The following is an 18,985-nucleotide window of genomic DNA, read 5'->3' as shown; positions in this document are numbered from 1 at the left end:
TCACCATGCTCGCCCGACTGCTACGCCGCATTCTGTTCAGCCAAATGGCGCTGGGCGCACTGCTGGGCTGGGCGGCTTCGCAACGGTACGGCGGGGCCCTGTGGCTGCTACTAGGCGCCATCGCCCTGCCCTGCGCCACGCTGGTGGGCGTGAACCTGGTGTCGGCCCTCAAGTCCCGCGCGCCGGGTGAGCCCGCAGCGCACTGGTGGCGTGCCTGGCTAGGCGAAACGGTGGCCGAATTTCAGACCTTTGTGCTGCGCCAGCCCTGGACCGTGCAAGCCCCTGTTGTGCTGCCCGCCACGGGCGGCACCCCGCAATTGCCGGTGGTTCTGGTGCATGGCTACCTATGCAACCACCGGCTGTGGGACCCCGTAGCCACGCAGCTGCGCGCCAGGGGCCATGCGGTGCTGGCGGTGAATCTGGAGCCGGTATTCACCTCGATTGATGACTACGCCGCCATCGTGGAGGCCGCAGTGCAGGCGCTGCGCCAGCATGCGGGCACGGCCCAGGTGCTGATGGTCGGCCACAGCATGGGCGGCCTGGCCATCCGTGCCTGGATGCGCGCCCACGGTACCGCGCACGTAGCCCGCGCCATCACGCTGGGTACGCCACATGCGGGCACGCAGATCGACGCCTACCCGCGCACCCCCAATGGCAGGCAGATGGGCTGGAACAGTGCCTGGCTGCAGGCGCTAGCGGCCTCCGAATCCGCGGAGCTGCGCGCCCTGCTGCGCATCGCCATCACCCCGCAAGACAACATCGTCTACCCCCAGCGCGCCCAAACCCTACCCGGCATCACCCCCACCGTGTTCGACGGCGTGGGCCACGTACAGCTGTGCACCGATGCCACCGTGATCCAATGGCTGCTAAACCAGCTGCGCGACAATAGTGGCCAGTTCACCGTGGTGGGGCAACCCGCCTAAGCTCCCCTGCCCCGCATGCCACCCAGCACCCCACCTCCCCCCCGCCCCGGCCCCCGTTCCAAGACCGAATTGTTTGTTGCCTTCTCGCTGCTCGCCCTGCAGGGCTTTGGCGGGGTGCTGGCCGTGGTGCAGCGTGAGCTGGTGGACAAAAAACAGTGGCTCACGCCCGAGGAATTTGTCGAAGACTGGGCCGTGGCCCAGATCCTGCCGGGCCCCAATGTGGTGAACCTCTCGCTCATGCTGGGCGACCGTTACTTTGGCTGGCGCGGTGCGCTGGTGGGCGTGGCTGGCATGCTGCTCTTTCCGCTCATCATCGTGCTGCTGATGGCTGCTGCATTTGCCGGTGTATCCGATAGCCCACAGGCCCAGGGCGCGTTGCGCGGCATGGGTGCGGTGGCCGCCGGGTTGATTGGTGCGGCCGGCCTGCGCCTGATCACGGCGCTCAAAACCAATGTGATGGGCATGGCCGCCTGCGTGACCAGCCTGATCGCCACCTTTGTGGCCGTTGCCTTCCTGCGCGTGCCGCTGGCCTGGGTGCTGCTGGGCATTGGCGGTCTGGCCTGTAGCTGGGCCTATGTGTGCCTGGGTCGCGCGGCCACGCTGGCCGCGGAGAAGGACGCCCCATGATCACCCTGCACGCGGCCGATTGGCTCAATCTGTTTTTGCACTTTACCTCGCTGTCCATCCTGGCGGTGGGCGGCGCCATTACTACGGCGCCCGACATGCAGCGCTTTCTGGTGGTGGAGCACGGCTGGCTCAGCGATGAGCAGTTCACCTCCAGCATCGCGCTGGCCCAGGCGGCGCCCGGGCCCAACATCCTGTTTGTGCCGCTGCTGGGCTGGAACCTCGGGCTCAATGCTGCCGGTGGCCTGGCCGCCGGCTGGGTGGGTCTTGCGTGCGCACTGGCTGGCGTATGTATCACGCTCTTTGGCATCATGCTGCCCAGCTCCATCCTCACCTTCACCGCATCGCGCTGGGGCCACCGCAACCGTGAGATGCGCGCTGTGCGTGCCTTCAAGCAGGGCATGGCCCCCATCGTGATCGCCCTGTTGGTCGCCACCGGCTGGCTGCTGGCCGCCAACCACAAGGCCGAAGACCACCACCTGGCCCTATGGGCCGTCACTGCCATCACCACCGTGGTGATCTGGAAAACCCGCATCCACATCCTCTGGCTGCTGGGCGCGGGGGCGGTTGCGGGGTGGGTGGGCTGGATTTAACGTTCAGGCCTGCGCCAGTGCCACGGCGTCGGCACCGGCCGAAATACGCATTGGCGCAGCCGGGTCCGTCACCGCGCGCCACACGGCTTGCGCAACGTCCTCTGAGTAGGTCACCGGTGTAGCCGTGTCGCGCACGGCGGCGAACACCTGTTGCGTGAAGTCGGCATACGCCTCATGCGCACTGACGTCCATGCGCGGGCGGGCATTGACGCCAAAGCTAGTGCTGGGTGCGCGCCCTGGCAATACCAGGCGAACACGCACACCAAAGGGCTCCAATTCCAGCGCCAAGGACTCCGTGAACGCATTGACCGCAGCTTTGCTGGCGGTGTAGACCGACAGCAGCGGTAGCGATTTCAGCGTCACGCTGGAGGTCACGTTCACCACCACGCCCGCACGCCGTTGTCGGAACTGGGGCAGCACGGCCTGGGTCATGGCGATAGTGCCCAGCGTGTTGGTCTCGAAAATATCTCGCGCATGGGCCAGCGCAATGCCTTCCAACGGAGCCAGCAGACCCACACCGGCGTTGTTGACCAGTGCGTCGATGGGCCCGGCTTCCTCCACACAGCGTCGGATGCTGTCCGGGTCGGTCACGTCGAGGGCGAGTAGGCGCAGCCGGTCAGAAGTTGGCAAAAGATCTTCGCGCGGCGTGCGCATGGTGGCGACAACGTACCAGCCTTTGTTGAGAAAGAAACGGGCTGTCTCCAGGCCAAAGCCCGACGAGCAACCGGTGATGAGAACAGTGGACGTGGCAGACATCAAAAAAACTCCTTGGATGGGTGATGTCCGTACGATAGGCGCCTGGATCAGTACTGACTATGCTTAAATGTCCATTTATTTATCGAGATAGTCCAATATGGTCGATCCGCTGGCCGAAGTTGTTTCGCTGCTGCAACCGGGTGCACCGTTCTCCAAGCTCGTGGTGGCGTCCGCCCCCTGGGCGGTGCGCCGCACCGCGATGGGCCGCCCGTTTTACTTTGTAGTGCTGGAGGGCAGCTGCCATCTAACCATCGACGGCCCCGCACACAGCCACACCCTCGCCCTGAATGCAGGCGACTTCGCGTTGATCCCGGCGGCACGCAGCTTTGCGACCTCCAGCCTGGACCGCCAGCCACCGCGCGAAGGGGAAACTGTCACCACACCCATCGTCGCCATGCCCGGCGGCGCGCGGGTGGGCAACCCGGATGGTGCGGTAGACGTGCGTATGTTGGTGGGCAACTGCGTGCTTGGCTCGCCCGACGCCGCGCTGCTGGTGCCGCTGTTGCCGCACTGGGTACATGTGCGTGGCGAGCCCCGCTTGTCGACGCTGGTGCAGCTGCTGGGCGATGAATCGCGCACGGACCGGCCTGCGCGCGAGATCGTGATGGCACGCCTGCTCGAAGTGCTGCTGATTGAAGCGCTGCGGTCCAGCGCCAGCACGGTGGCATCGCCGGGCCTGGTGCGCGGCTTGTCCGACGCCAAACTGGCGCTGGCCCTGCGCCGCATGCACGAACACCCTGAACGCCCCTGGAGCATTGAACAGCTGGCGCGCGAAGCCGCTATGTCACGTTCCGCCTTCTTCGACAGGTTCAGCCGCGCCGTGGGCGTAACGCCCATGGACTACCTGCAGACCTGGCGCATGGCGCTGGCCAAACAGTTGCTGCGCCAGCGCGAGCTGCCCATCGCGGACATCGCTGAGCGCGTGGGCTACGGGTCCGTCAGCGCCTTTGGTGTGGCGTTCACACGCCACGTGGGCATGCCGCCGGGGCGCTATGCCAGAAGCGGAGTTGAAGAGGTGCAGACCTGAGACTTGATGCATAACATGTCGGTAGATGAGTTCCGCGCATTGCTGATTGAGGAGACACGAAAGCACATGGGTCCGACGGTGAGCGTCCTTCTCAGCTCCGTGCCAGAGTCCGTGGGCTTTTATGAGCGGCTCAATATGCAACCTATTCCCAATGGATTTTGGTTTCGGCGTGAACGATAAACCGATGAGAAAGTCAGCTTCGTTTCCTCGCCATCTCTATCCAACAGCTGCTACAACGCCATCTTCCGGGGGCCAGTTCAACCCCGCCCTCCGGTGGTCTCTCGCCTTGGCAACGCCCTGAGCAGAAGCGAAAGCGGGCCGAGTCTCTTATGGCGTGGCTGGCGTTTTCAGGTGTGGTATTTCCGCCTGTGGGTGGAGACATGGCTGGCATTCGGTATCACCTCTCGGTTCAGATCAAAAGTCACTCCCATACTAGCAGGGGTGTTTGACGGTTCTATTCCCTGCCCCCAAGCAGTATTCGGGCCACCAACAACGTAAAATCGCGTAATGAGCAAGCCCGCAGACAAAACCAAGATCCTGGAGGATGGACTGCGCTATAAGTCCAAAGTCGGAGGATCACCCTTCATGACCGCCTCGAACCCCGGAGCCGCCACCATGTCGTGCTTCTTGTGTGGCAAGCATCGTCCCCGCAACGAACTGAAGTCACGCAAGTTCATCGGTAAATCCCAGGCCGTGTGTGACCCCAAGTGCAGTTGAGTCCATAGCTGCCCCCCTGCCAAGGGCTGCATATCCATGAGCCGCTTGGTTACAGAATTCTCCCGCCTGTACTTGGTGTCTGAGCCGGAACTCCCGGAGCAAGGGCACTTGGTCGGCGCGAACGCCACCGTCAAAGCGATGGTGCTGGAGATTGCCAGACCTGCCGACTGGACGGATTTGTCTTTGGTATGGAGCGGCGCACAGAGCGATTGGGAGCTGCCTGCTGCGGGCATTGCAGTGTCGGGAACGGACGGATTGCAGTTGTGGTTTTCTGTGGCGGAGCCAGTGAAGGCACAGGACGCAGTTGCTTTCTTGTCTGCATTGCAAAACAAGTACCTCAGCACCACACCGGCCAAACGCATTGCCCTGTATCCGTCCGGCGCATCGGCCACCACGGGAGACATCACGCATGCGAAGGCGGTTCCCGCGGCCCACGCGGGCACCGGAAACTGGTCTGCATTCGTGAGCCCAGACTTGGCTTCGGTATTTGGTGAGGAGCCATGGCTGGATCTCCCGCCCAACCCGGATCAACAGGCGGACATTCTCTCCAGGCTGAGGCCAATGAAAACGGCGCAGTTTTACGACGTTTTGAATCTGCTGGGGGTAACTCTGAACCATGCGGCGTCGGCCGCCGAGCCCATGGCCCCGACGTCCCGAAAAATGGGGCCTAAAGAGTTTTTGGCGCAGGTGATGAATGACCCTGCCGTCGGACTGAAGGACCGGATTGAGGCCGCAAAGGCGCTACTACCCTACACGAGCTGATTCGAATGAACGGCCTTAGCGCGGGCTCTGGGAGAAGATGTAGTTCGCGCCGTAGTCGCTGATCTCGATGTACACCTTCTTCTCGCCGGGTTTCACATTACTTGGCGGCTGTGGCGGTGCGCTGGCGCAGCGCTTCGTACAGGCACACGCCGCTGGCCACCGACACGTTCAGGCTTTCCACCGCACCCTGCATGGGGATGCTGACAAGCTGGTCGCAGGTCTTGGCGGTGAGCTGGCGCATGCCGTCGCCCTCGGCACCCAGCACCAGGGCCACGGGGCCTTTGAGATCGGCCTGGTACAAGTTGCTGGTGGCCTGGTCGCTGGTGCCGATGATCCAGATGTTGCGCTCCTTCAGTTCGTTGAGCGTGCGTGCCAAGTTGGTCACCATGAAGTACGGCACGGTCTCGGCCGCGCCGCTGGCGACCTTGGCCACGGTGGCGTTGATGCCTGCTGCGTGGTCCTTGGGGGCGATGACGCAGTGCGCCCCCGCACCATCGGCCACACGCAGACAAGCGCCCAGGTTGTGCGGATCGGTCACACCGTCCAGCACCAGGATTAGCGGGTTGGTGCGTTCAGCCACCGGCAACTCGGCGTTGGCGGCTTCCAGGTTTTCCAACAGCTCGTCCAGCGAGTGGACTTGCTTGATCTCTTGCACACGGGCGGCGACGCCCTGGTGACCATGGCTACCGGCAATCTTGGCCAGGCGCATGCCGTCGGCCTCGACCAGGCGAATGCCCGCCTCGGCCACCTTTTCCAGAAACTGGCGCATGCGCGCATCGCGGCGCGTAGGCTCGTAGAAGATTTCGATGATGGATTTGGGGGCGGTCTTCAGGCGCACGCCCACGGCGTGAAAGCCGAATAGCACTTTGGGGGATGACATGCTCCGATTATCGGGCCTACGCCTTCAACACCCAGCCCAGCGACAGCACATAGCGGCTACCGCCCACCACGCGAGTCACGCTGTGCTCGCAGGCGTCGGGGCGGAACAGCTTGATGCGGCGGCTGGCGTAGATGGGCGTGGCGCAGACGAAATCCCCACCCGAGCGCGGCGACTTAAGCACAATGTTGAGCCGGTAGTGACGCCCGGCCTGCACCGGGTCGGTGTGCGGCGGAATTTCCGAACCTTCGGGGTAGCGAATCAAATAGCTGTCAAACGGCAGCGGCCAGCGCGCGGTGAGCAGCAGCATCTTGTCGTAGCCCGTGCCCTGGCGGCCGCGCTGCCAGCGGAAGGCGGTTTGCAGGTAGTGCTTGATCATGCGGCGGCTCCCGTCACACCCAAAGCCCGCACCGCCAACTGCCGTGCCAGCCCTTCGCCAGGCCCCACAGGAATCGGTAAGCCCTCCAGCGCGCCGTCGATCAACAGGTTGCTCAGGCCGTGGGCCAGGCTCCAGCCGGTCAGCGCCAGCTCGGGGCCACGCTCGGGGTCGTGGGCGCACGCGGCGGTCAGCACGACGCCAAAGGCGCGTTCGGCCGCGACTTTGAACTCGGGATAGTCGTGTTTGCGCGCCAGCAGCGGGCCAAACATGAGGCGGAACTGGGCGGGCCGCGCCAGCGCGCAGGCCACGTAGGCGTCGTTGATCTTCAGCATGCGCTCGGCCGTGTCCGGCTCAGTGGCCGCCTGCTCCAGCGCCTGGGCCAGCAGACCAAACGCCCGCTCGGCCACGGCGGCCAGCAGGTCGTTCAGGCTGGCGAAGTGGTGGTACGGCGCGGCGTGGGACACGCCCGCGGCCTTGGCCACATCACGCAGCGTGAGGCCCTGGGCACCGCGCTCGGCCAGCACCGCGTCCGCCGCGACCAGCAGGGTTTCACGCAGGTTGCCGTGGTGGTAGGGCTTGGGGGGTGGTTTTGGGGGGCGCTTGGCGGTGGGCATGGCGCAATCTTGACATGCGAAAGATATGCGTGCAACATCGCACAAATCTTTCTCTCGTAAAGATTAGGCATTCGCCGGTGTTTTCAAAGGAGCGTTCATGAACCTTGCCGCCCTGCTCTTCACCTCCAGCGCTACCGTGGTGGGGCTGCTGGGGAGCGTCCATCTGCTCTACACCTTCCACGGTAGCAAGTTGCACCCGCGCGACGCGACCACCACCCTGGCCATGCAGGCCACGCACCCGGTGCTGACGCGCGAGACCACGGTGTGGCGTGCCGTAAAGGGATTTAACGCCAGCCACAGCTTGGGCGCCATGCTGTTTGGACTGGTGTTTGGCTACCTAGCCACGCAGCACACCGTGTTGTTGCAGCAGTCTGCGTTTTTGCAGGCGCTGGGCATGGGCACGCTGCTGGCCTATTTGGCGTTGGCGCGGCGCTACTGGTTCAGCATTCCGCGGCGTGGCATTGCGCTGGCCTGCGTGCTGTTTGCTGCCGGCCTGCTGACCACGTGGGCACAGGTGCAGCCATGAGCCTGCGCCAGCTGCAAATCACCACCGCCCTGCTGGGTGCCGTGCCCGTGCTCACCGGCCTGATCAGCATGATGGGGCTGAGCGACCCGCTGTACGCCACACTCGCCCTGCCACGCGACGCCACCCTGGACAGCAATATGCGTTTTCTGGGCGGCGTGTGGCTGGGCCTGGGCCTCTGCGTGTGGTGGCTGGTGCCGCGCATCGCCAGCCAGACCGCACTGTTCCGTGCGGTTTGGTTGATGATTTTCTTGGGCGGCGTGGGGCGGTTGGTCTCACTGCTGGCGGTGGGCTTGCCGCTTTGGCCGTTTGTGGGCTTTACCGTGCTGGAGATCGTGGGCGCGCCGTTGTTTGTCTGGTGGCAGCGCAAGCTACGTAACGATGCCCTCCGATAGCGCCAAGCCACGCTCCAGGGACGAGGCGCTGGGGTTCTCGACAAACACGCAGCGCTTGCCGGTGCGTTTGCAGAAATCCTTCACACGCCAGTAGGCGTTGTGGCTGATGCAGCCGGTCTGGCAGATCACCAAATCGGCGGCCGCCAGGTTGGCGTCCAACACCGACGCGTTGTCTTCCACACCCCCATCGTGGTGGGCAAAGCGGCCGCCCACACGCTCGACCACGTCGCGGTAGTTGGCAATGTTGCCGCTGCGCCCGCCGACGCACAGCACCATTTTCTGGTGCAGTTGGATCACCATGGCCTGCACACCCGCAAGGCCCCCCTCCTCCGGGTTGGGTACCAGCTCACGTGCAATAGCACCGCCTGCAGCCTTCTCCGCGGTTGCCAGCTTGCGCCGCAGCTCTGCGTTCTGGCCTTCCAGCTCCGCTTGGCGCTGTGCCATTTGTTCTACCCGTTTTTGCAGACGCTGCTTGTCGTCGAGCTGGGGGATGGAGACCTGCAAAGCCTCAAGATCCAAGCTGAGGAAGTTGATGCGGCTGTCCTTGGCGATGGCGTCGGCGCGCGCCTGCAACAGCTGCGCCTGGAGGCGTTCGATATCCGCCGTCTTCTGGCTGATGACGCGCGTGATGCGCTCCTGCACCTTGCCGAGTTCGCGTGTCAGCACCGCGTTCTCTTCGGCCAACGCATTGAAGCGCACCATCTCCAGGCGCACGCCAGCACCCGCCTGGTGCTGGAACATGTGCAGGTCCTTGCACATGGCCTCTTGCAACGGAACGTCGCAACGTGGGTGGGTCAAGGCGGCCCAAAAGGCACCCGCAACATCCCCGGCTTTCAGCGACTTGATCCAAAAATCGGCCACGGCCAGCGTGCTCTTGGCGGTCTTGAACCAAAGAATCTCACGCGCATAGCGGGTGTCCAGCTCAGCCTGCATCAGCTCCGAAAGTTTGGAGCGGCGCGCGCACTCAGACACGGCGCCGGCGTGCACCTCGTAGTCATTGGCCACCGCGCTACCGCCCAGCGCTTTGTTGACCAGGCGACGGAGCACATCGATGGGCAGGCTCACGCCCACCAGCGGGCAGTGGCATTGGTGGCCCAAATCCCACAATCGCTTGCGCCGGGAACCCTGGGCTGGAGCCGTGGCGGGTTCGTGGTGGCAAAAGCTACCGTGGCTGTGGTCAGTGGTGGGCATGGACGGACCTCCAAATGCTATCTTTTCAATAGCTGCTTGCGCATTGTTGACGGGGGCTATAGGCATTTTTTCATCCAAAAGGTTGGCATTTCGCTCACTGCACCGCCTCCGGGCTGCTGTGCCACAAGCCGCGCTCTGCACTGGGCAGTTGGGCCAGCGGGCTGCCCCGGCTCTGGTCCAGCCAGCGGCTGCGCAGAGACCACAGCAAGGTCTTGAAGCCGGGCGACAGCATGGGGTCCTCGGTCAGGGCGGTCAGGTTGGAGACGATCTTCGCCACCATGGCTTCGCGGTGTGCGCCACAACAGGCCTGCACGTGGCCGGTCATCAGCGCCAGCGTGCCAGCCAGCAAGGCTTCGGCGCAGGGCATGGTGTATTCCTCGGTGGTATTGGGGGTGACAGGGGTGCTTTGCATGGCGTCTCCTTGGGGCCTTCTGTAGGCCTGCGATGTATTTCGCATGGTTTTAAGTATATGCGAATCATTCTCATTTGCAAAACCATTTAGATTCAAAGGAATTTCTCTCGTATCTGCAGCACAAAATGCTGGAACACCCCGCTGCGCTGGCCATAATGCGGGTTTGATTCAAAGGAGTTCCCCATGAAAGGCGACGCACAAGTCATTGGCCATTTGCAGGCCCAACTGAAGAACGAACTCACCGCCATCAACCAGTATTTCTTGCACTACCGCATGTACAAACACTGGGGCCTGGAGAAGCTCGCCAAGAAGGAATACTCTGAATCCATTGGAGAGATGAAGCACGCCGACCTGCTGATGGACCGCATCTTCATGCTGGACGGACTGCCCAACCTGCAGGACATGGCCAAGATCCTGGTGGGTGAAGACGTGCCCGAATGCCTGGCCTGCGACCTGAAGGCTGAAGTGGGCGCGCAAGCCACGATCAAGGCCGGCATCGCCCACTGCGAATCGGTGCGCGACTATGTCTCACGCGACCTGCTGCAAAAAATCCTGGACGACACCGAAGAACACATCGACTTCTTGGAAACCCAAATTGACCTGATCGGCAAAGTGGGGCTGCAAAACTACCTGCAAAGCCAGATGGGCGAGCTGTCGTAAGCCGCTCCCGCTTTTCTTCGCACAGCCAGCATTCGCTGGCTTTTTTTGCGCCACAAATGAGAACGATTTGCATTATTATGTGGCCCAAGATCACTTTGCACCATTGAAAGGCTTTCATGCACAAGCGTCAGTTCCTCCAGGCCAGCCTGCTCAGCGCAGCCATGTTGTTGGGCGTGTCCGCCCAGGCCCAGACCACCGAGCCCAGGGCCGTGGTGCAGCACTACGCTGCACTGGTCTATGCCAACTACAGCGACGTGCTGACCAGCGCACAAGCCCTGCAAAAGGCCATCAATGCCTTTGCTGCAGCGCCCTCGGCACAAGGCCTGGAAGACGCGAAAAAAGCCTGGCTGGCCGCGCGCGAGTTTTACGGCCAGACCGAGGCCTTCCGCTTCTACAGCGGCCCCATTGACGACGACCATGGCCCCGAAGGCCGCCTGAACGCCTGGCCGCTGGACGAGTCCTACATCGACCGCGTGGTGGGCAAGCCCGCATCGGGCATCGTGAACAACCCCAAGATCAAGATCAACAAAGCCACGCTGGCCAAGCTCAATGAACGCGGTGGCGAAGAAAACATCGCAGCCGGCTGGCACGCCATCGAATTCCTGTTGTGGGGCCAAGACCTGAGCGAAACCGGCCCGGGTGACCGCTCGTTTGAAGACTATGTGAATGGCAAAGCCCCCAACGCCGACCGCCGCCGCGCCTACCTGACCACGGTCACCGAGCTGCTGATCGATGACCTGAGCTACCTGGTCAAGGCCTGGCAACCAGGCACCAAAAACTACCGCGCCAAGTTTGAGCACGGCGGCATCCAGTCGGTGCGCAAGATGATTGTGGGCCTGGGCTCGTTGTCGCGCGGCGAACTGGCCGGTGAACGCCTGGAAGTGGCCATGAACACCCAGGACAAGGAAGACGAACACTCCTGCTTCTCCGACAACACGCACCGCGACGTGGTGGCCAACGCCCAAGGCATTGAAAACGTCTGGCTGGGCAACTACAAACGCCTGGACGGCAGCGTGGTGCAAGGCGCTTCGCTCAAAGACTTGGTAGCAAGCAAAGACGCGGCCCTTGCCGACAAGGTGAGCAAGCAGATCGCCCAAAGCGTGGCCAACGCCAACGCCATCCAGGCCCCGTTTGACCGCGAAATCGTGGGCGACAAAAATGCCCCCGGCCGCATTCGCGTGCAAAAGACGATCGACAGCCTGGTCCAGCAGTCCAAGGACATCACTGAGGCCGCCGCTGCCCTGGGCATTACCAAACTGGCCCAGACCAAGTGATGCGGGTCCGTCAAAAGGTCGGCCTCACGCTGACCGCGGCGGGTGCGATTGCTGCTTTGGCGTGGCCCTTGTGGGGCCACAGCGATACAGACCTCTCCGGCGTGGTTCAGAGTGAACTCACCGCTGGCGAGGCCACGGCCTTTGCCACCGGGCGCAACGCCTTCTCCATGCCCCTGCCCACGCTGGACGATGATGAACGTGCGCGCTTCGCCGTGGGCAACTCCTTCTTCCGTCGCAATTGGGTGGAAGCCCCCGCCTCCACCACGGCACGTGATGGCTTGGGGCCGCACTTCATCGCACGATCGTGCGGTGGCTGCCATGTGCAGGACGGCCGGGGTGCCCCGCCTGATTTCCGCAAAGGCCTGAGCGAACCACCAGTGGCATTGCTCATACGCTTGTCCATTCCCGGTGAAGGGGCGCACGGCGGCGTGGTGCCCGACCCCGTATATGGCGACCAGCTCAACAACGCGGCCATCCAGGGCGTGCAGCCCGAGGGTCAAGTACGCATCCACTACCAGAACCTGCAGGGAAAATTCGCCGACGGTACGGCCTACACGCTGCGTAAACCGATCTACAGCCTGACGAATCTGGCCTATGGTCCGTTGTCTGCAGGTGCCATGCTCAGCCCGCGCATTGCGCCGCAAATGGCGGGCGTAGGCCTGCTCGAAGCGATTGCTGAGCAAGACATCTTGGCCAACGCCGCAGCCCAGGCCGCAGCGCCCGGCCCGGTCAAAGGCCAGCCCAACCGCGTGTGGGACGACTTTGCCCAGGCCCTGCGCGTAGGCCGCTTTGGCTGGAAGGCCAACCAGGCCAGCGTGGCCAGCCAGACGGCGGGTGCCTTCCTCGGCGACATCGGCATCACCTCCACCCAGCACCCGGATGAGGCCTGCACCCCCACGCAAAAAGACTGCCTGGCCGCACCACGTGGCGCCCTGGGCAAAGCGCCCGAGATTGACGACCGTACGCTGTCCGACGTCATCTTCTACGAGTCCACGCTGGCACCTGCCGCGCGGCGCAATGTGAACGACGCGAACGTGCTGCGCGGCCAGGCCCTGTTTGCCCAGGCCCAGTGCAGTGCCTGCCACCGCCCCAGCTACACCACGGGCGAAGCGCCGTTCCCACGCTTGTCCAGCCCCAAAGTGCAGGGCCTGAAGATCTGGCCCTACACCGACCTGCTGCTGCATGACATGGGCCCTGACCTGGCCGACGGCCGCCCCGACTTTGCCGCCAACGGCCAGCAATGGAAAACCCCACCCCTGTGGGGCGTGGGCCTGATCCATGACGTGAACGGCCACCGCCGCCTGCTGCATGACGGCCGCGCCAACGGCGTGCTCGAAGCCATCCTCTGGCACGGTGGCGAAGCGCAGCATGCCAAACAGCAGGTGCTGCAGCTCAACGCCCGTGACCGGCAGGCGCTGGTGGCATTTGTGGAGTCCCTGTGAAACGACGTGCGCTTCTCGCTTGCATGCCTTTTGGCACGCTAGCCCTCGTGGATATTGCACGAGCAGCTCCTAAAAGCGTAGCAAACCAACCATCGTTTGACAGCTTCGCCGGTACGTCGGCCAGCACCGGCCCCTTCCTGTCTGCGCGCCAACGCGTTCTGGCGCTCTTGCAGGGCCATTACATTCCGGTGGCCGAAGCCTTGCAGCAAAGTGCGACCGCGCTTTACCAATCGTTGGCCCAGCCCGCCACGCAATGGCAAGCCCAGCAACCCCTGTGGGTACAAGCTATGTTGCACTGGGAGCGCCTGGCCGCAGTAGCCGTGGGGCCGCTGTTGGAGCGCCGCGCCGCACGGTCCATCGATTTCTGGCCCACCCGGCCGGCGCAGATCCAGCGCCAGCTGGATGCCAACGCGGCCAGCCCACTTACGCCAGAGCAGATCGAATCCGTGGGCAGCGCCGCCAGGGGACTGCCCGCGCTGGAGTGGATGTTCTGGCGCATGCCCGCCAATCCGTCCCACCAGCACTACGCCCGGTTGCTGGCGCAGCATGTGCTCAACGAATGCACTGTCCTGCTGGACGGCTACCGCGCCCTGGCCACAGTGCCGCGCAGCGAAGAAGAGGCCGCAGCACTCTATGGCGAGTGGTACGGCCAGGCCGTGGGTGGGCTGGACCAACTGCGCATCAAGAAGATGGTGCCCGATACGCGTGGCAAGGAAGTGTCTTTGTGGGTGCGCGGCGTCAGCGGGCAAACCGCTGCCGCCTGGCAGGCCCAGTTGCAAGGCCTACAGGCCTTTCTAGTCGGATCTGCCGCCGCACAGGCGGCGCGGCCCGACTGGCCCGTGGCGGGCAGCCTGCAAGGGCTGCTGCTGGGCAATGACACGCCCCAGCCCAGCCGCCAGCTGCACCGCCTCACGCTGGCCGCCCTGCGCAGTGGCGCGCGTGCGCGCCCCGACAATGCGGCCTCAGTGCGCACCGCCCAGCTCTCGCTGACCCAACTCTCGCAGTTCCTGAGCGGCCTGGCCGACACCGTGCTACATATCAGCATGGGCTTTACTGACGCCGATGGTGACTGAAACCTTGCGCCACCCCACACGCCGCAGCCTGCTGGCCCAGGCGGCCCTGCTGAGCCTGGGCGCCAGCGCCTGGGAGAGCCAGGCCGCCCGCCCTCCCCCCCTGGCCCAACCCCAGGTGCTAACCGCCTGGAATGTGGGCGGGCAATCCTGGGCCGGGGTGTGGACGCCCGGCGCGCAACCGAGCGGCATCGCCCTGCCTGCGCGCGCGCACCAGTTGCTGCTGGTGCCTGGCAGCCGCGGCCAAGCACAGCAAGCCCTGGTGTTGGCGCGCCGCCCCGGCGAATACCTGATGCGCATGGACGTGCGGCGCGGCCGGGCCCTGCAGTGGCACACCATGGAAGACGACCGCTACCTGGGCGGCCACGCCGCGCTGTCCGCCAGCGGCAAGACGTTTTTCACCACCGAGACCGATGGCGAAACCGGCCAGGGCCTGATCGCCGAGCGTGATCTGCAAAGCCTGGAAAAACTGCGCGAGTTTCCCAGCGGTGGCATTGGCCCCCACGCCCTGCTGCTGGAACCTGCCGGCACGCTGCTGGTGGCCAATGGCGGCATCCTGAACCTGCCCGAAACTGGGCGGCGCAAGCTCAATGTGGGCCGCATGGAACCCAACCTCACGCGGCTCGATGCAGCCACGGGCGCAGTGCTGGCGCAGTACCGGCTCACAGATTCCTTTCTCAGCCTGCGTCATCTGGCCATTGCGCCCAACGGCACCGTGGCCGTGGCCCTGCAGGCCGAGCACGCCGACCCCGTGGCCCGCACCCGTGCCCCGGCAATGGCGCTGCTGGAGGGAGAACAATTGCGCACCGTCCCCTGGGATGCGGCCACCGGCGCCCCTCCCGCCTGGGATGGCTATGCGGGCGACGTCTGCTGCACGGCGGACCGGTTCTGGATTAGCGCGCCCCATGCGGGCTGGTTGGCGTCGTGGACGCACCAGGGCCACGACCTGCAAAGTCAGGCACTGCCCGGCGCAGGTGCGCTGGCGGCTAATGGCGGGCGATGGATGGTGGGCGGGGATGAAGCCGCATTGCTCTACCGCGACAGCGCGCCCCAACCGCGGCGTTACGGCGTGCACATGCCGTGGGACAACCACGCCGCATTGCTACATTTTTCATAGCTACTCGCGCAATGACAACGGGGGCTAGAGCCCCATTTCATTCTTAACGGCTTGCCGCCGCCGGTTTGGGAGCTGGCAGGAGCTTGAACTCCACCATAGCCTCTTTGCGGTATTGCTCGAGCAAGCCCTCAGCCTTCATTTTTCTCAGCGTGGTCTCAATCTGCGGCAGCAACGCCGCATGCTTGCGTTGCAGGTAAAAGTACAGCGGCAGCGGCTCACCGATGCTGAGCACCTTGATCGGCGGCGGCAGGCCGCTTAACTCCGGGCCACTGGCGTCTGATAGCACAGCCAGGTCGATCCCGCAGTGCAAGTCGTTGCGAGCATGGTGCAGCAGGTTCAAGGCATTGATGGTGGTGGTGACGTCCACCACGCGGCTGGCCGGCAACAGGCCTTGTAGCAAGCGTTCGCATTCCACCACCCCGCGCGTGAAATTTACCGACCACCCCGAGTCGGGCAACTGGTCCAGCCGCTGCAACGTGTATTTAGGGTTGACGGCCCACAGCGCAAACCCGATGGACAAAATCTGCTCATCCACACGAATCAGACCGGGCTGGCTCTCAGCAAACGCCAAGGGGCGCGCTACATCACCATCAATACGGTCAGACGCCAACTCCATGCTCAGACGTGCGGAAGGCGTGGTGCGAATCTCCAGAGGAATGCCCAGGCGGCTGAACAGCTCCTGGTAAGTACGGCGCAACAGGCGCCCTACATAATTGTTGTCCGGGCGCGAGGTCCCCAGCACCAGCAAAGGCGGCGCTTGGGCATGCGCAGCGCATGCAGCGATCAGCAAGACCCATCCGGCCAGCATGGCCCCTAGCCAACGCCCGCCCTCGTCCCAAGTCACCTTTGTTCCGGGTGTTTTCATGGTGACTCCATTCACAACGACTGCCCGCAGTATTACCCAGCCCCGCCGCAAGCTGTGCTGTCGCGCGGTGGCCAATGTCACATAAATGGCAAAAATATCGACATATTTCTTTACACTGAATACAAATGCGATGGATTCTCATTTAGAATTCACTTATCAAAAATTAGCCACTTACCGATTCACCATGATTGTTTGTGTTTGCCACCGTGTGACCGAAAAAGAGATTGCTCTGCACGCCAGCGAGGGCAAAGGCTTTGACGACATCCAGTTCGAACTGGGGGTTGCCTCCCAGTGCGGACGGTGCGAAGACTGCGCCCGCGAAGTCATCGACCAGTGCCATGCCCAGGCCAGCCTGGCAACGCAAACCTGGATGCCTATCGCGTTGTCCATGCACCGATAACCGGTCGCTTTTTTTTGACCGAAAACAAGAACGCTTCTTGTTTACATCTCGTTAGTTTTATAGCAAGCCACATCAGGCGGCCCGTTTGGGTAGTTCTGACATAGCCAGCCAGCCCTCCACCCAGACGACTTAGCGCTATGCCACAACTTGCTCCTGCTTCCCCCCTCCTCCGCCCGAACACCCCGCACGCAGCACCCCTGCTTCCCCTGGGGGCCATGATGCTCGCGGGCTCTGTGAGTGCCATGGCCCAACAAGCACCCGTCGAATCCACCGTGCCACTGAAACCCGTGGTGGTCACCAGTGAACGCATCGAAGCAGAAGGCAAAGACTCGGTGCGCGCCACGACCACGACGATTGGCAAGGGCAAGCAAGACCTTCGAGACATTCCCCAGTCCATTACCGTGGTTACTGAAAAACTGATTGATGACCGCAATTTGGACACGCTGAAAGAGGTGCTGCACAACACTGCAGGCGTAACCTTCCAGGCCGCCGAAGGTGGTGAAGAAGACATCCGCCTGCGCGGCTTCTCTCTGGCCACCAGCGGAGACATCTTTTTGGATGGCATGCGAGATCCCGCGTTCTACGACCGCGACACATTCAATAACGACCGTATTGAAGTACTGCGTGGCTCCGCCTCTATGCTGTTTGGCCGTGGCTCCACGGGTGGTGCGGTCAATCAGGTTAGCAAGCAGGCACGCGCCATTGACGACAATGAAATCAGCACCACGCTAGGCAGCTATAACTACCGCCGAATCACAGGCGACTTCAACATCAAGACGGGTGAAGATGCTGGCTTGCGCATCAACGCAATGGCGACCACTGCGGACAACAATGGCGCAGGCAGCAGCATTGACAAAAAAGGCCTGGCCGCCAATTACCGCTTTGGCATCGGTACTACAGACGAGTTCTCGCTGAACCTGTCTACGTTACAGAACAACAACGGCATCAACTACGGCATCCCATGGATTCGCAACTACACCGGCGCCCCTGCATCGGAAACTTCGCTGGTGCCTATTAACCCGAACAGCTTCTATGGCCTAGCCAGTGACCGCAATGATGGGGTCGCAAACATTGGAACGCTGGTGCACACCCATCGGTTCGATGATGACAGCGAACTCAAAACCCAAATCCGAAAAGGTGTGTACACCCGGGACCTTCGCTCTGGTGTTATTCGCTTTCAAAGCGCAACCACGTTGTCCAACTTCTCAGACGCAACGGTTTTGACACGGGGGCAGCAAGCCAAGGTGCAAGACTTGGACTCCATCTACGCCCAAAGCGACTTCAGCACTAAGTTCTCTGCCTTGGGCTTCAAACACGAAGTCATCACTGGTGTTGATGTAGCTATGGAGACCAAGCATGTGTACGCTCTGTCCAACATCACCAAACCAACCACATCCATTGGAACACCAGCTGATGGCGCGTCAGTCAACGAAGATTCGCGCACCGTAAGATTGAGCAATACCTTTAACGCCGACAACCTTGGCTTGTATGCACAAGATCTGGTGCAGGTGGCACCCGACTGGAAACTATTGGGTGGCCTGCGCTTTGACCGCATGCGCGGTAACTACGCTGCCTATAGCGCCGCTGGAGTAATGAATGGCGCTTACCAACAGACCATTGGTGATTGGAGTCAACGTGTAGGTGTGCTGTACCAGCCCAATGAACTGAGCTCGTTCCACTTCTCATGGGGCACATCGTTCAACACCTCTGCCGATACCTATTCCTACAGCGCGAATAGCGCCAATACACCGCCTGAGCAAAGCCGCAACATCGAAATTGGTGCCAAGCTGGACTCGGCCGACAAGCGCTACACCACGCGCCTGGCGATCTTCCAATCGACCAAGTTCAACGAGCGCAACACGGACCCCGATTCCGCAGCCACACAATTCTTGCTGTCTGGTGCACGCCATACCACGGGCCTTGAGATCGACGTGAGCGGCTACCTGACGCCCAAATGGGAAGTGTTTGGCTCCTATATGTGGATGCCAGACGCCATGATTGACGTGTCCAACTCCACCAGCAACGGTGCTCGCCAGGGCGAACGTCCCGGCTTGACGCCCATCCACAGCGGCACCGTGTGGACCACCTACCAGGTCACCCCCGAGCTGCGCATGGGCGCTGGCGTCAACTTCCGCAGTGAACAGTCGCCAGCAACGAATCCCGGCTTCATGGCGCCTGGCTACGCCACACTGGACCTGATGAGCGAATACAAATTCAGCGAACGCTATGTCCTGAAGGTCAACGTGACCAACGTGATGGACAAGCTATACGCTGACTCTCTGTATACCGGCCACTACACCCCTGGTTCCGGCCGCAACATCCAAGCCACCATGAACATCAAGTTCTAAGGCCTTTCCATCCACC

At 62.7% G+C, this 18,985-nt stretch carries 22 protein-coding genes; 15 read left to right on the top strand and 7 right to left on the bottom strand.

Features of this window, described 5'->3' with window-relative positions; all coding sequences use genetic code 11:
- Positions 1-5 precede the first annotated feature (5 nt).
- Genes J2X15_RS01545 through J2X15_RS01535 form a run of 3 tightly spaced genes read left to right on the top strand, consistent with a single transcriptional unit; the run spans position 6 to position 2,140 of the window.
- A complete protein-coding gene (locus tag J2X15_RS01545) occupies positions 6-923 on the top strand; it encodes an esterase/lipase family protein (protein ID WP_310338775.1) in 918 nt (305 codons plus the stop codon).
- Positions 924-938: 15 nt separating this feature from the next.
- Positions 939-1,550: a chromate transporter gene (locus tag J2X15_RS01540; RefSeq protein WP_310338773.1), complete on the top strand. Its 612-nt coding sequence runs from the start codon at positions 939-941 to the stop codon at positions 1,548-1,550.
- Positions 1,547-2,140, top strand: coding sequence for a chromate transporter (locus J2X15_RS01535; RefSeq protein WP_310338771.1), 594 nt, complete (start codon positions 1,547-1,549; stop codon positions 2,138-2,140). Before J2X15_RS01540 ends, J2X15_RS01535 begins: the two co-directional genes overlap by 4 nt.
- A gap of 3 nt (positions 2,141-2,143) precedes the next feature.
- Here J2X15_RS01535 and J2X15_RS01530 read toward each other — a convergent pair whose 3' ends face one another.
- Positions 2,144-2,896, bottom strand: a complete 753-nt coding sequence (locus tag J2X15_RS01530; protein WP_310338769.1) for an SDR family oxidoreductase — start codon at positions 2,894-2,896, stop codon at positions 2,144-2,146.
- A gap of 97 nt (positions 2,897-2,993) precedes the next feature.
- Here J2X15_RS01530 and J2X15_RS01525 point away from each other — a divergent pair, with 97 nt between their 5' ends.
- The 3 genes from J2X15_RS01525 (at position 2,994) to J2X15_RS01515 (ending at position 5,402) form a co-directional block, all read left to right on the top strand.
- On the top strand, positions 2,994-3,923 hold the full coding sequence (locus J2X15_RS01525) for an AraC family transcriptional regulator (protein ID WP_310338767.1): 930 nt from the start codon (positions 2,994-2,996) through the stop codon (positions 3,921-3,923).
- A gap of 507 nt (positions 3,924-4,430) precedes the next feature.
- Positions 4,431-4,640 (top strand): hypothetical protein, encoded by a 210-nt coding sequence (locus J2X15_RS01520; RefSeq protein WP_310338764.1) that lies wholly within the window; start codon positions 4,431-4,433, stop codon positions 4,638-4,640.
- A 36-nt stretch (positions 4,641-4,676) separates the two neighbouring features.
- Positions 4,677-5,402 (top strand): hypothetical protein, encoded by a 726-nt coding sequence (locus tag J2X15_RS01515; RefSeq protein ID WP_310338761.1) that lies wholly within the window; start codon positions 4,677-4,679, stop codon positions 5,400-5,402.
- 97 nt (positions 5,403-5,499) lie between these two features.
- Here J2X15_RS01515 and rlmB read toward each other — a convergent pair whose 3' ends face one another.
- The 3 genes from rlmB to J2X15_RS01500 are packed head-to-tail and all read right to left on the bottom strand — an operon-like array spanning position 5,500 to position 7,272.
- Positions 5,500-6,282, bottom strand: a complete 783-nt coding sequence (rlmB, locus tag J2X15_RS01510) for a 23S rRNA (guanosine(2251)-2'-O)-methyltransferase RlmB (RefSeq protein ID WP_310338759.1) — start codon at positions 6,280-6,282, stop codon at positions 5,500-5,502.
- A gap of 16 nt (positions 6,283-6,298) precedes the next feature.
- Complete coding sequence (locus J2X15_RS01505; RefSeq protein WP_310338757.1) at positions 6,299-6,658, bottom strand: 2OG-Fe(II) oxygenase family protein; 360 nt, start codon at positions 6,656-6,658, stop codon at positions 6,299-6,301.
- The gene (locus J2X15_RS01500; protein ID WP_310338754.1) at positions 6,655-7,272 is read right to left on the bottom strand and encodes a TetR/AcrR family transcriptional regulator; all 618 of its coding nucleotides are present in this window, start codon (positions 7,270-7,272) and stop codon (positions 6,655-6,657) included. Before J2X15_RS01500 ends, J2X15_RS01505 begins: the two co-directional genes overlap by 4 nt.
- Positions 7,273-7,369: 97 nt before the next feature.
- Between J2X15_RS01500 and J2X15_RS01495 the strand changes: the two genes are divergently transcribed.
- Positions 7,370-7,798 (top strand): LIC_13387 family protein, encoded by a 429-nt coding sequence (locus J2X15_RS01495; protein ID WP_310338751.1) that lies wholly within the window; start codon positions 7,370-7,372, stop codon positions 7,796-7,798.
- Positions 7,795-8,190, top strand: coding sequence for a DUF4345 domain-containing protein (locus J2X15_RS01490; RefSeq protein ID WP_310338748.1), 396 nt, complete (start codon positions 7,795-7,797; stop codon positions 8,188-8,190). Before J2X15_RS01495 ends, J2X15_RS01490 begins: the two co-directional genes overlap by 4 nt.
- Here the strand turns inward: J2X15_RS01490 and J2X15_RS01485 are convergent.
- Both J2X15_RS01485 and J2X15_RS01480 read right to left on the bottom strand, forming a co-directional pair.
- A complete protein-coding gene (locus J2X15_RS01485; RefSeq protein ID WP_310338747.1) occupies positions 8,167-9,381 on the bottom strand; it encodes a DUF2325 domain-containing protein in 1,215 nt (404 codons plus the stop codon). The two genes, J2X15_RS01490 and J2X15_RS01485, sit on opposite strands and share 24 nt — an antisense overlap.
- 94 nt (positions 9,382-9,475) lie before the next feature.
- A complete protein-coding gene (locus J2X15_RS01480) occupies positions 9,476-9,793 on the bottom strand; it encodes a hypothetical protein (RefSeq protein WP_310338744.1) in 318 nt (105 codons plus the stop codon).
- Positions 9,794-9,976: 183 nt separating this feature from the next.
- On the opposite strand from J2X15_RS01480, the gene bfr reads away from it, so the two are divergent.
- The 5 genes from bfr (at position 9,977) to J2X15_RS01455 (ending at position 15,356) form a co-directional block, all read left to right on the top strand.
- Entirely contained in the window at positions 9,977-10,453 is a 477-nt protein-coding gene (gene bfr, locus J2X15_RS01475; protein WP_310338741.1) for a bacterioferritin, read from the top strand.
- 116 nt (positions 10,454-10,569) lie between these two features.
- Positions 10,570-11,727, top strand: coding sequence for an imelysin family protein (locus J2X15_RS01470; protein ID WP_409034236.1), 1,158 nt, complete (start codon positions 10,570-10,572; stop codon positions 11,725-11,727).
- A complete protein-coding gene (locus J2X15_RS01465) occupies positions 11,727-13,169 on the top strand; it encodes a di-heme oxidoreductase family protein (RefSeq protein WP_310338739.1) in 1,443 nt (480 codons plus the stop codon). Before J2X15_RS01470 ends, J2X15_RS01465 begins: the two co-directional genes overlap by 1 nt.
- Positions 13,170-13,216: 47 nt before the next feature.
- Positions 13,217-14,242 carry an imelysin family protein gene (locus J2X15_RS01460; RefSeq protein WP_310338736.1) on the top strand — a complete coding sequence of 342 codons (1,026 nt, stop codon included), beginning with the start codon at positions 13,217-13,219 and terminating at the stop codon, positions 14,240-14,242.
- Positions 14,232-15,356, top strand: a complete 1,125-nt coding sequence (locus J2X15_RS01455) for a DUF1513 domain-containing protein (RefSeq protein WP_310338733.1) — start codon at positions 14,232-14,234, stop codon at positions 15,354-15,356. Before J2X15_RS01460 ends, J2X15_RS01455 begins: the two co-directional genes overlap by 11 nt.
- Before the next feature lie 43 nt (positions 15,357-15,399).
- On the opposite strand, the gene J2X15_RS01450 is transcribed toward J2X15_RS01455, so the two are convergent.
- Positions 15,400-16,221, bottom strand: coding sequence for a hypothetical protein (locus J2X15_RS01450; protein ID WP_310338731.1), 822 nt, complete (start codon positions 16,219-16,221; stop codon positions 15,400-15,402).
- Positions 16,222-16,405: 184 nt separating this feature from the next.
- Between J2X15_RS01450 and J2X15_RS01445 the strand changes: the two genes are divergently transcribed.
- Together J2X15_RS01445 and J2X15_RS01440 are read left to right on the top strand one after the other, a co-directional pair.
- Positions 16,406-16,621, top strand: a complete 216-nt coding sequence (locus J2X15_RS01445) for a (2Fe-2S)-binding protein (RefSeq protein WP_310338728.1) — start codon at positions 16,406-16,408, stop codon at positions 16,619-16,621.
- A gap of 242 nt (positions 16,622-16,863) precedes the next feature.
- The gene (locus J2X15_RS01440; RefSeq protein WP_310338725.1) at positions 16,864-18,969 is read left to right on the top strand and encodes a TonB-dependent receptor; all 2,106 of its coding nucleotides are present in this window, start codon (positions 16,864-16,866) and stop codon (positions 18,967-18,969) included.
- The last annotated feature ends 16 nt before the right edge of the window (positions 18,970-18,985 follow it).

Source organism: Rhodoferax saidenbachensis (genome assembly GCF_031457975.1).
GTDB classification, from domain to species: Bacteria; Pseudomonadota; Gammaproteobacteria; order Burkholderiales; family Burkholderiaceae_C; genus Allorhodoferax; species Allorhodoferax saidenbachensis_A.
Note: the sequence above shows the minus strand (reverse complement) of the source record. Positions and strands in the feature narration are given on the sequence as shown.

Bases quoted from the DNA above. Each gene is read 5' to 3' on its own strand.
- J2X15_RS01545 (WP_310338775.1), top strand. From the start codon at position 6: ATGCTCGCCCGACTGCTACGCCGCATTCTGTTCAGCCAAATGGCGCTG.
- J2X15_RS01540 (WP_310338773.1), top strand. From the start codon at position 939: ATGCCACCCAGCACCCCACCTCCCCCCCGCCCCGGCCCCCGTTCCAAG.
- J2X15_RS01535 (WP_310338771.1), top strand. From the start codon at position 1,547: ATGATCACCCTGCACGCGGCCGATTGGCTCAATCTGTTTTTGCACTTT.
- J2X15_RS01530 (WP_310338769.1), bottom strand. From the start codon at position 2,896: ATGTCTGCCACGTCCACTGTTCTCATCACCGGTTGCTCGTCGGGCTTT.
- J2X15_RS01525 (WP_310338767.1), top strand. From the start codon at position 2,994: ATGGTCGATCCGCTGGCCGAAGTTGTTTCGCTGCTGCAACCGGGTGCA.
- J2X15_RS01520 (WP_310338764.1), top strand. From the start codon at position 4,431: ATGAGCAAGCCCGCAGACAAAACCAAGATCCTGGAGGATGGACTGCGC.
- J2X15_RS01515 (WP_310338761.1), top strand. From the start codon at position 4,677: ATGAGCCGCTTGGTTACAGAATTCTCCCGCCTGTACTTGGTGTCTGAG.
- rlmB (WP_310338759.1), bottom strand. From the start codon at position 6,282: ATGTCATCCCCCAAAGTGCTATTCGGCTTTCACGCCGTGGGCGTGCGC.
- J2X15_RS01505 (WP_310338757.1), bottom strand. From the start codon at position 6,658: ATGATCAAGCACTACCTGCAAACCGCCTTCCGCTGGCAGCGCGGCCGC.
- J2X15_RS01500 (WP_310338754.1), bottom strand. From the start codon at position 7,272: ATGCCCACCGCCAAGCGCCCCCCAAAACCACCCCCCAAGCCCTACCAC.
- J2X15_RS01495 (WP_310338751.1), top strand. From the start codon at position 7,370: ATGAACCTTGCCGCCCTGCTCTTCACCTCCAGCGCTACCGTGGTGGGG.
- J2X15_RS01490 (WP_310338748.1), top strand. From the start codon at position 7,795: ATGAGCCTGCGCCAGCTGCAAATCACCACCGCCCTGCTGGGTGCCGTG.
- J2X15_RS01485 (WP_310338747.1), bottom strand. From the start codon at position 9,381: ATGCCCACCACTGACCACAGCCACGGTAGCTTTTGCCACCACGAACCC.
- J2X15_RS01480 (WP_310338744.1), bottom strand. From the start codon at position 9,793: ATGCAAAGCACCCCTGTCACCCCCAATACCACCGAGGAATACACCATG.
- bfr (WP_310338741.1), top strand. From the start codon at position 9,977: ATGAAAGGCGACGCACAAGTCATTGGCCATTTGCAGGCCCAACTGAAG.
- J2X15_RS01470 (WP_409034236.1), top strand. From the start codon at position 10,570: ATGCACAAGCGTCAGTTCCTCCAGGCCAGCCTGCTCAGCGCAGCCATG.
- J2X15_RS01465 (WP_310338739.1), top strand. From the start codon at position 11,727: ATGCGGGTCCGTCAAAAGGTCGGCCTCACGCTGACCGCGGCGGGTGCG.
- J2X15_RS01455 (WP_310338733.1), top strand. From the start codon at position 14,232: ATGGTGACTGAAACCTTGCGCCACCCCACACGCCGCAGCCTGCTGGCC.
- J2X15_RS01450 (WP_310338731.1), bottom strand. From the start codon at position 16,221: ATGAAAACACCCGGAACAAAGGTGACTTGGGACGAGGGCGGGCGTTGG.
- J2X15_RS01445 (WP_310338728.1), top strand. From the start codon at position 16,406: ATGATTGTTTGTGTTTGCCACCGTGTGACCGAAAAAGAGATTGCTCTG.
- J2X15_RS01440 (WP_310338725.1), top strand. From the start codon at position 16,864: ATGGCCCAACAAGCACCCGTCGAATCCACCGTGCCACTGAAACCCGTG.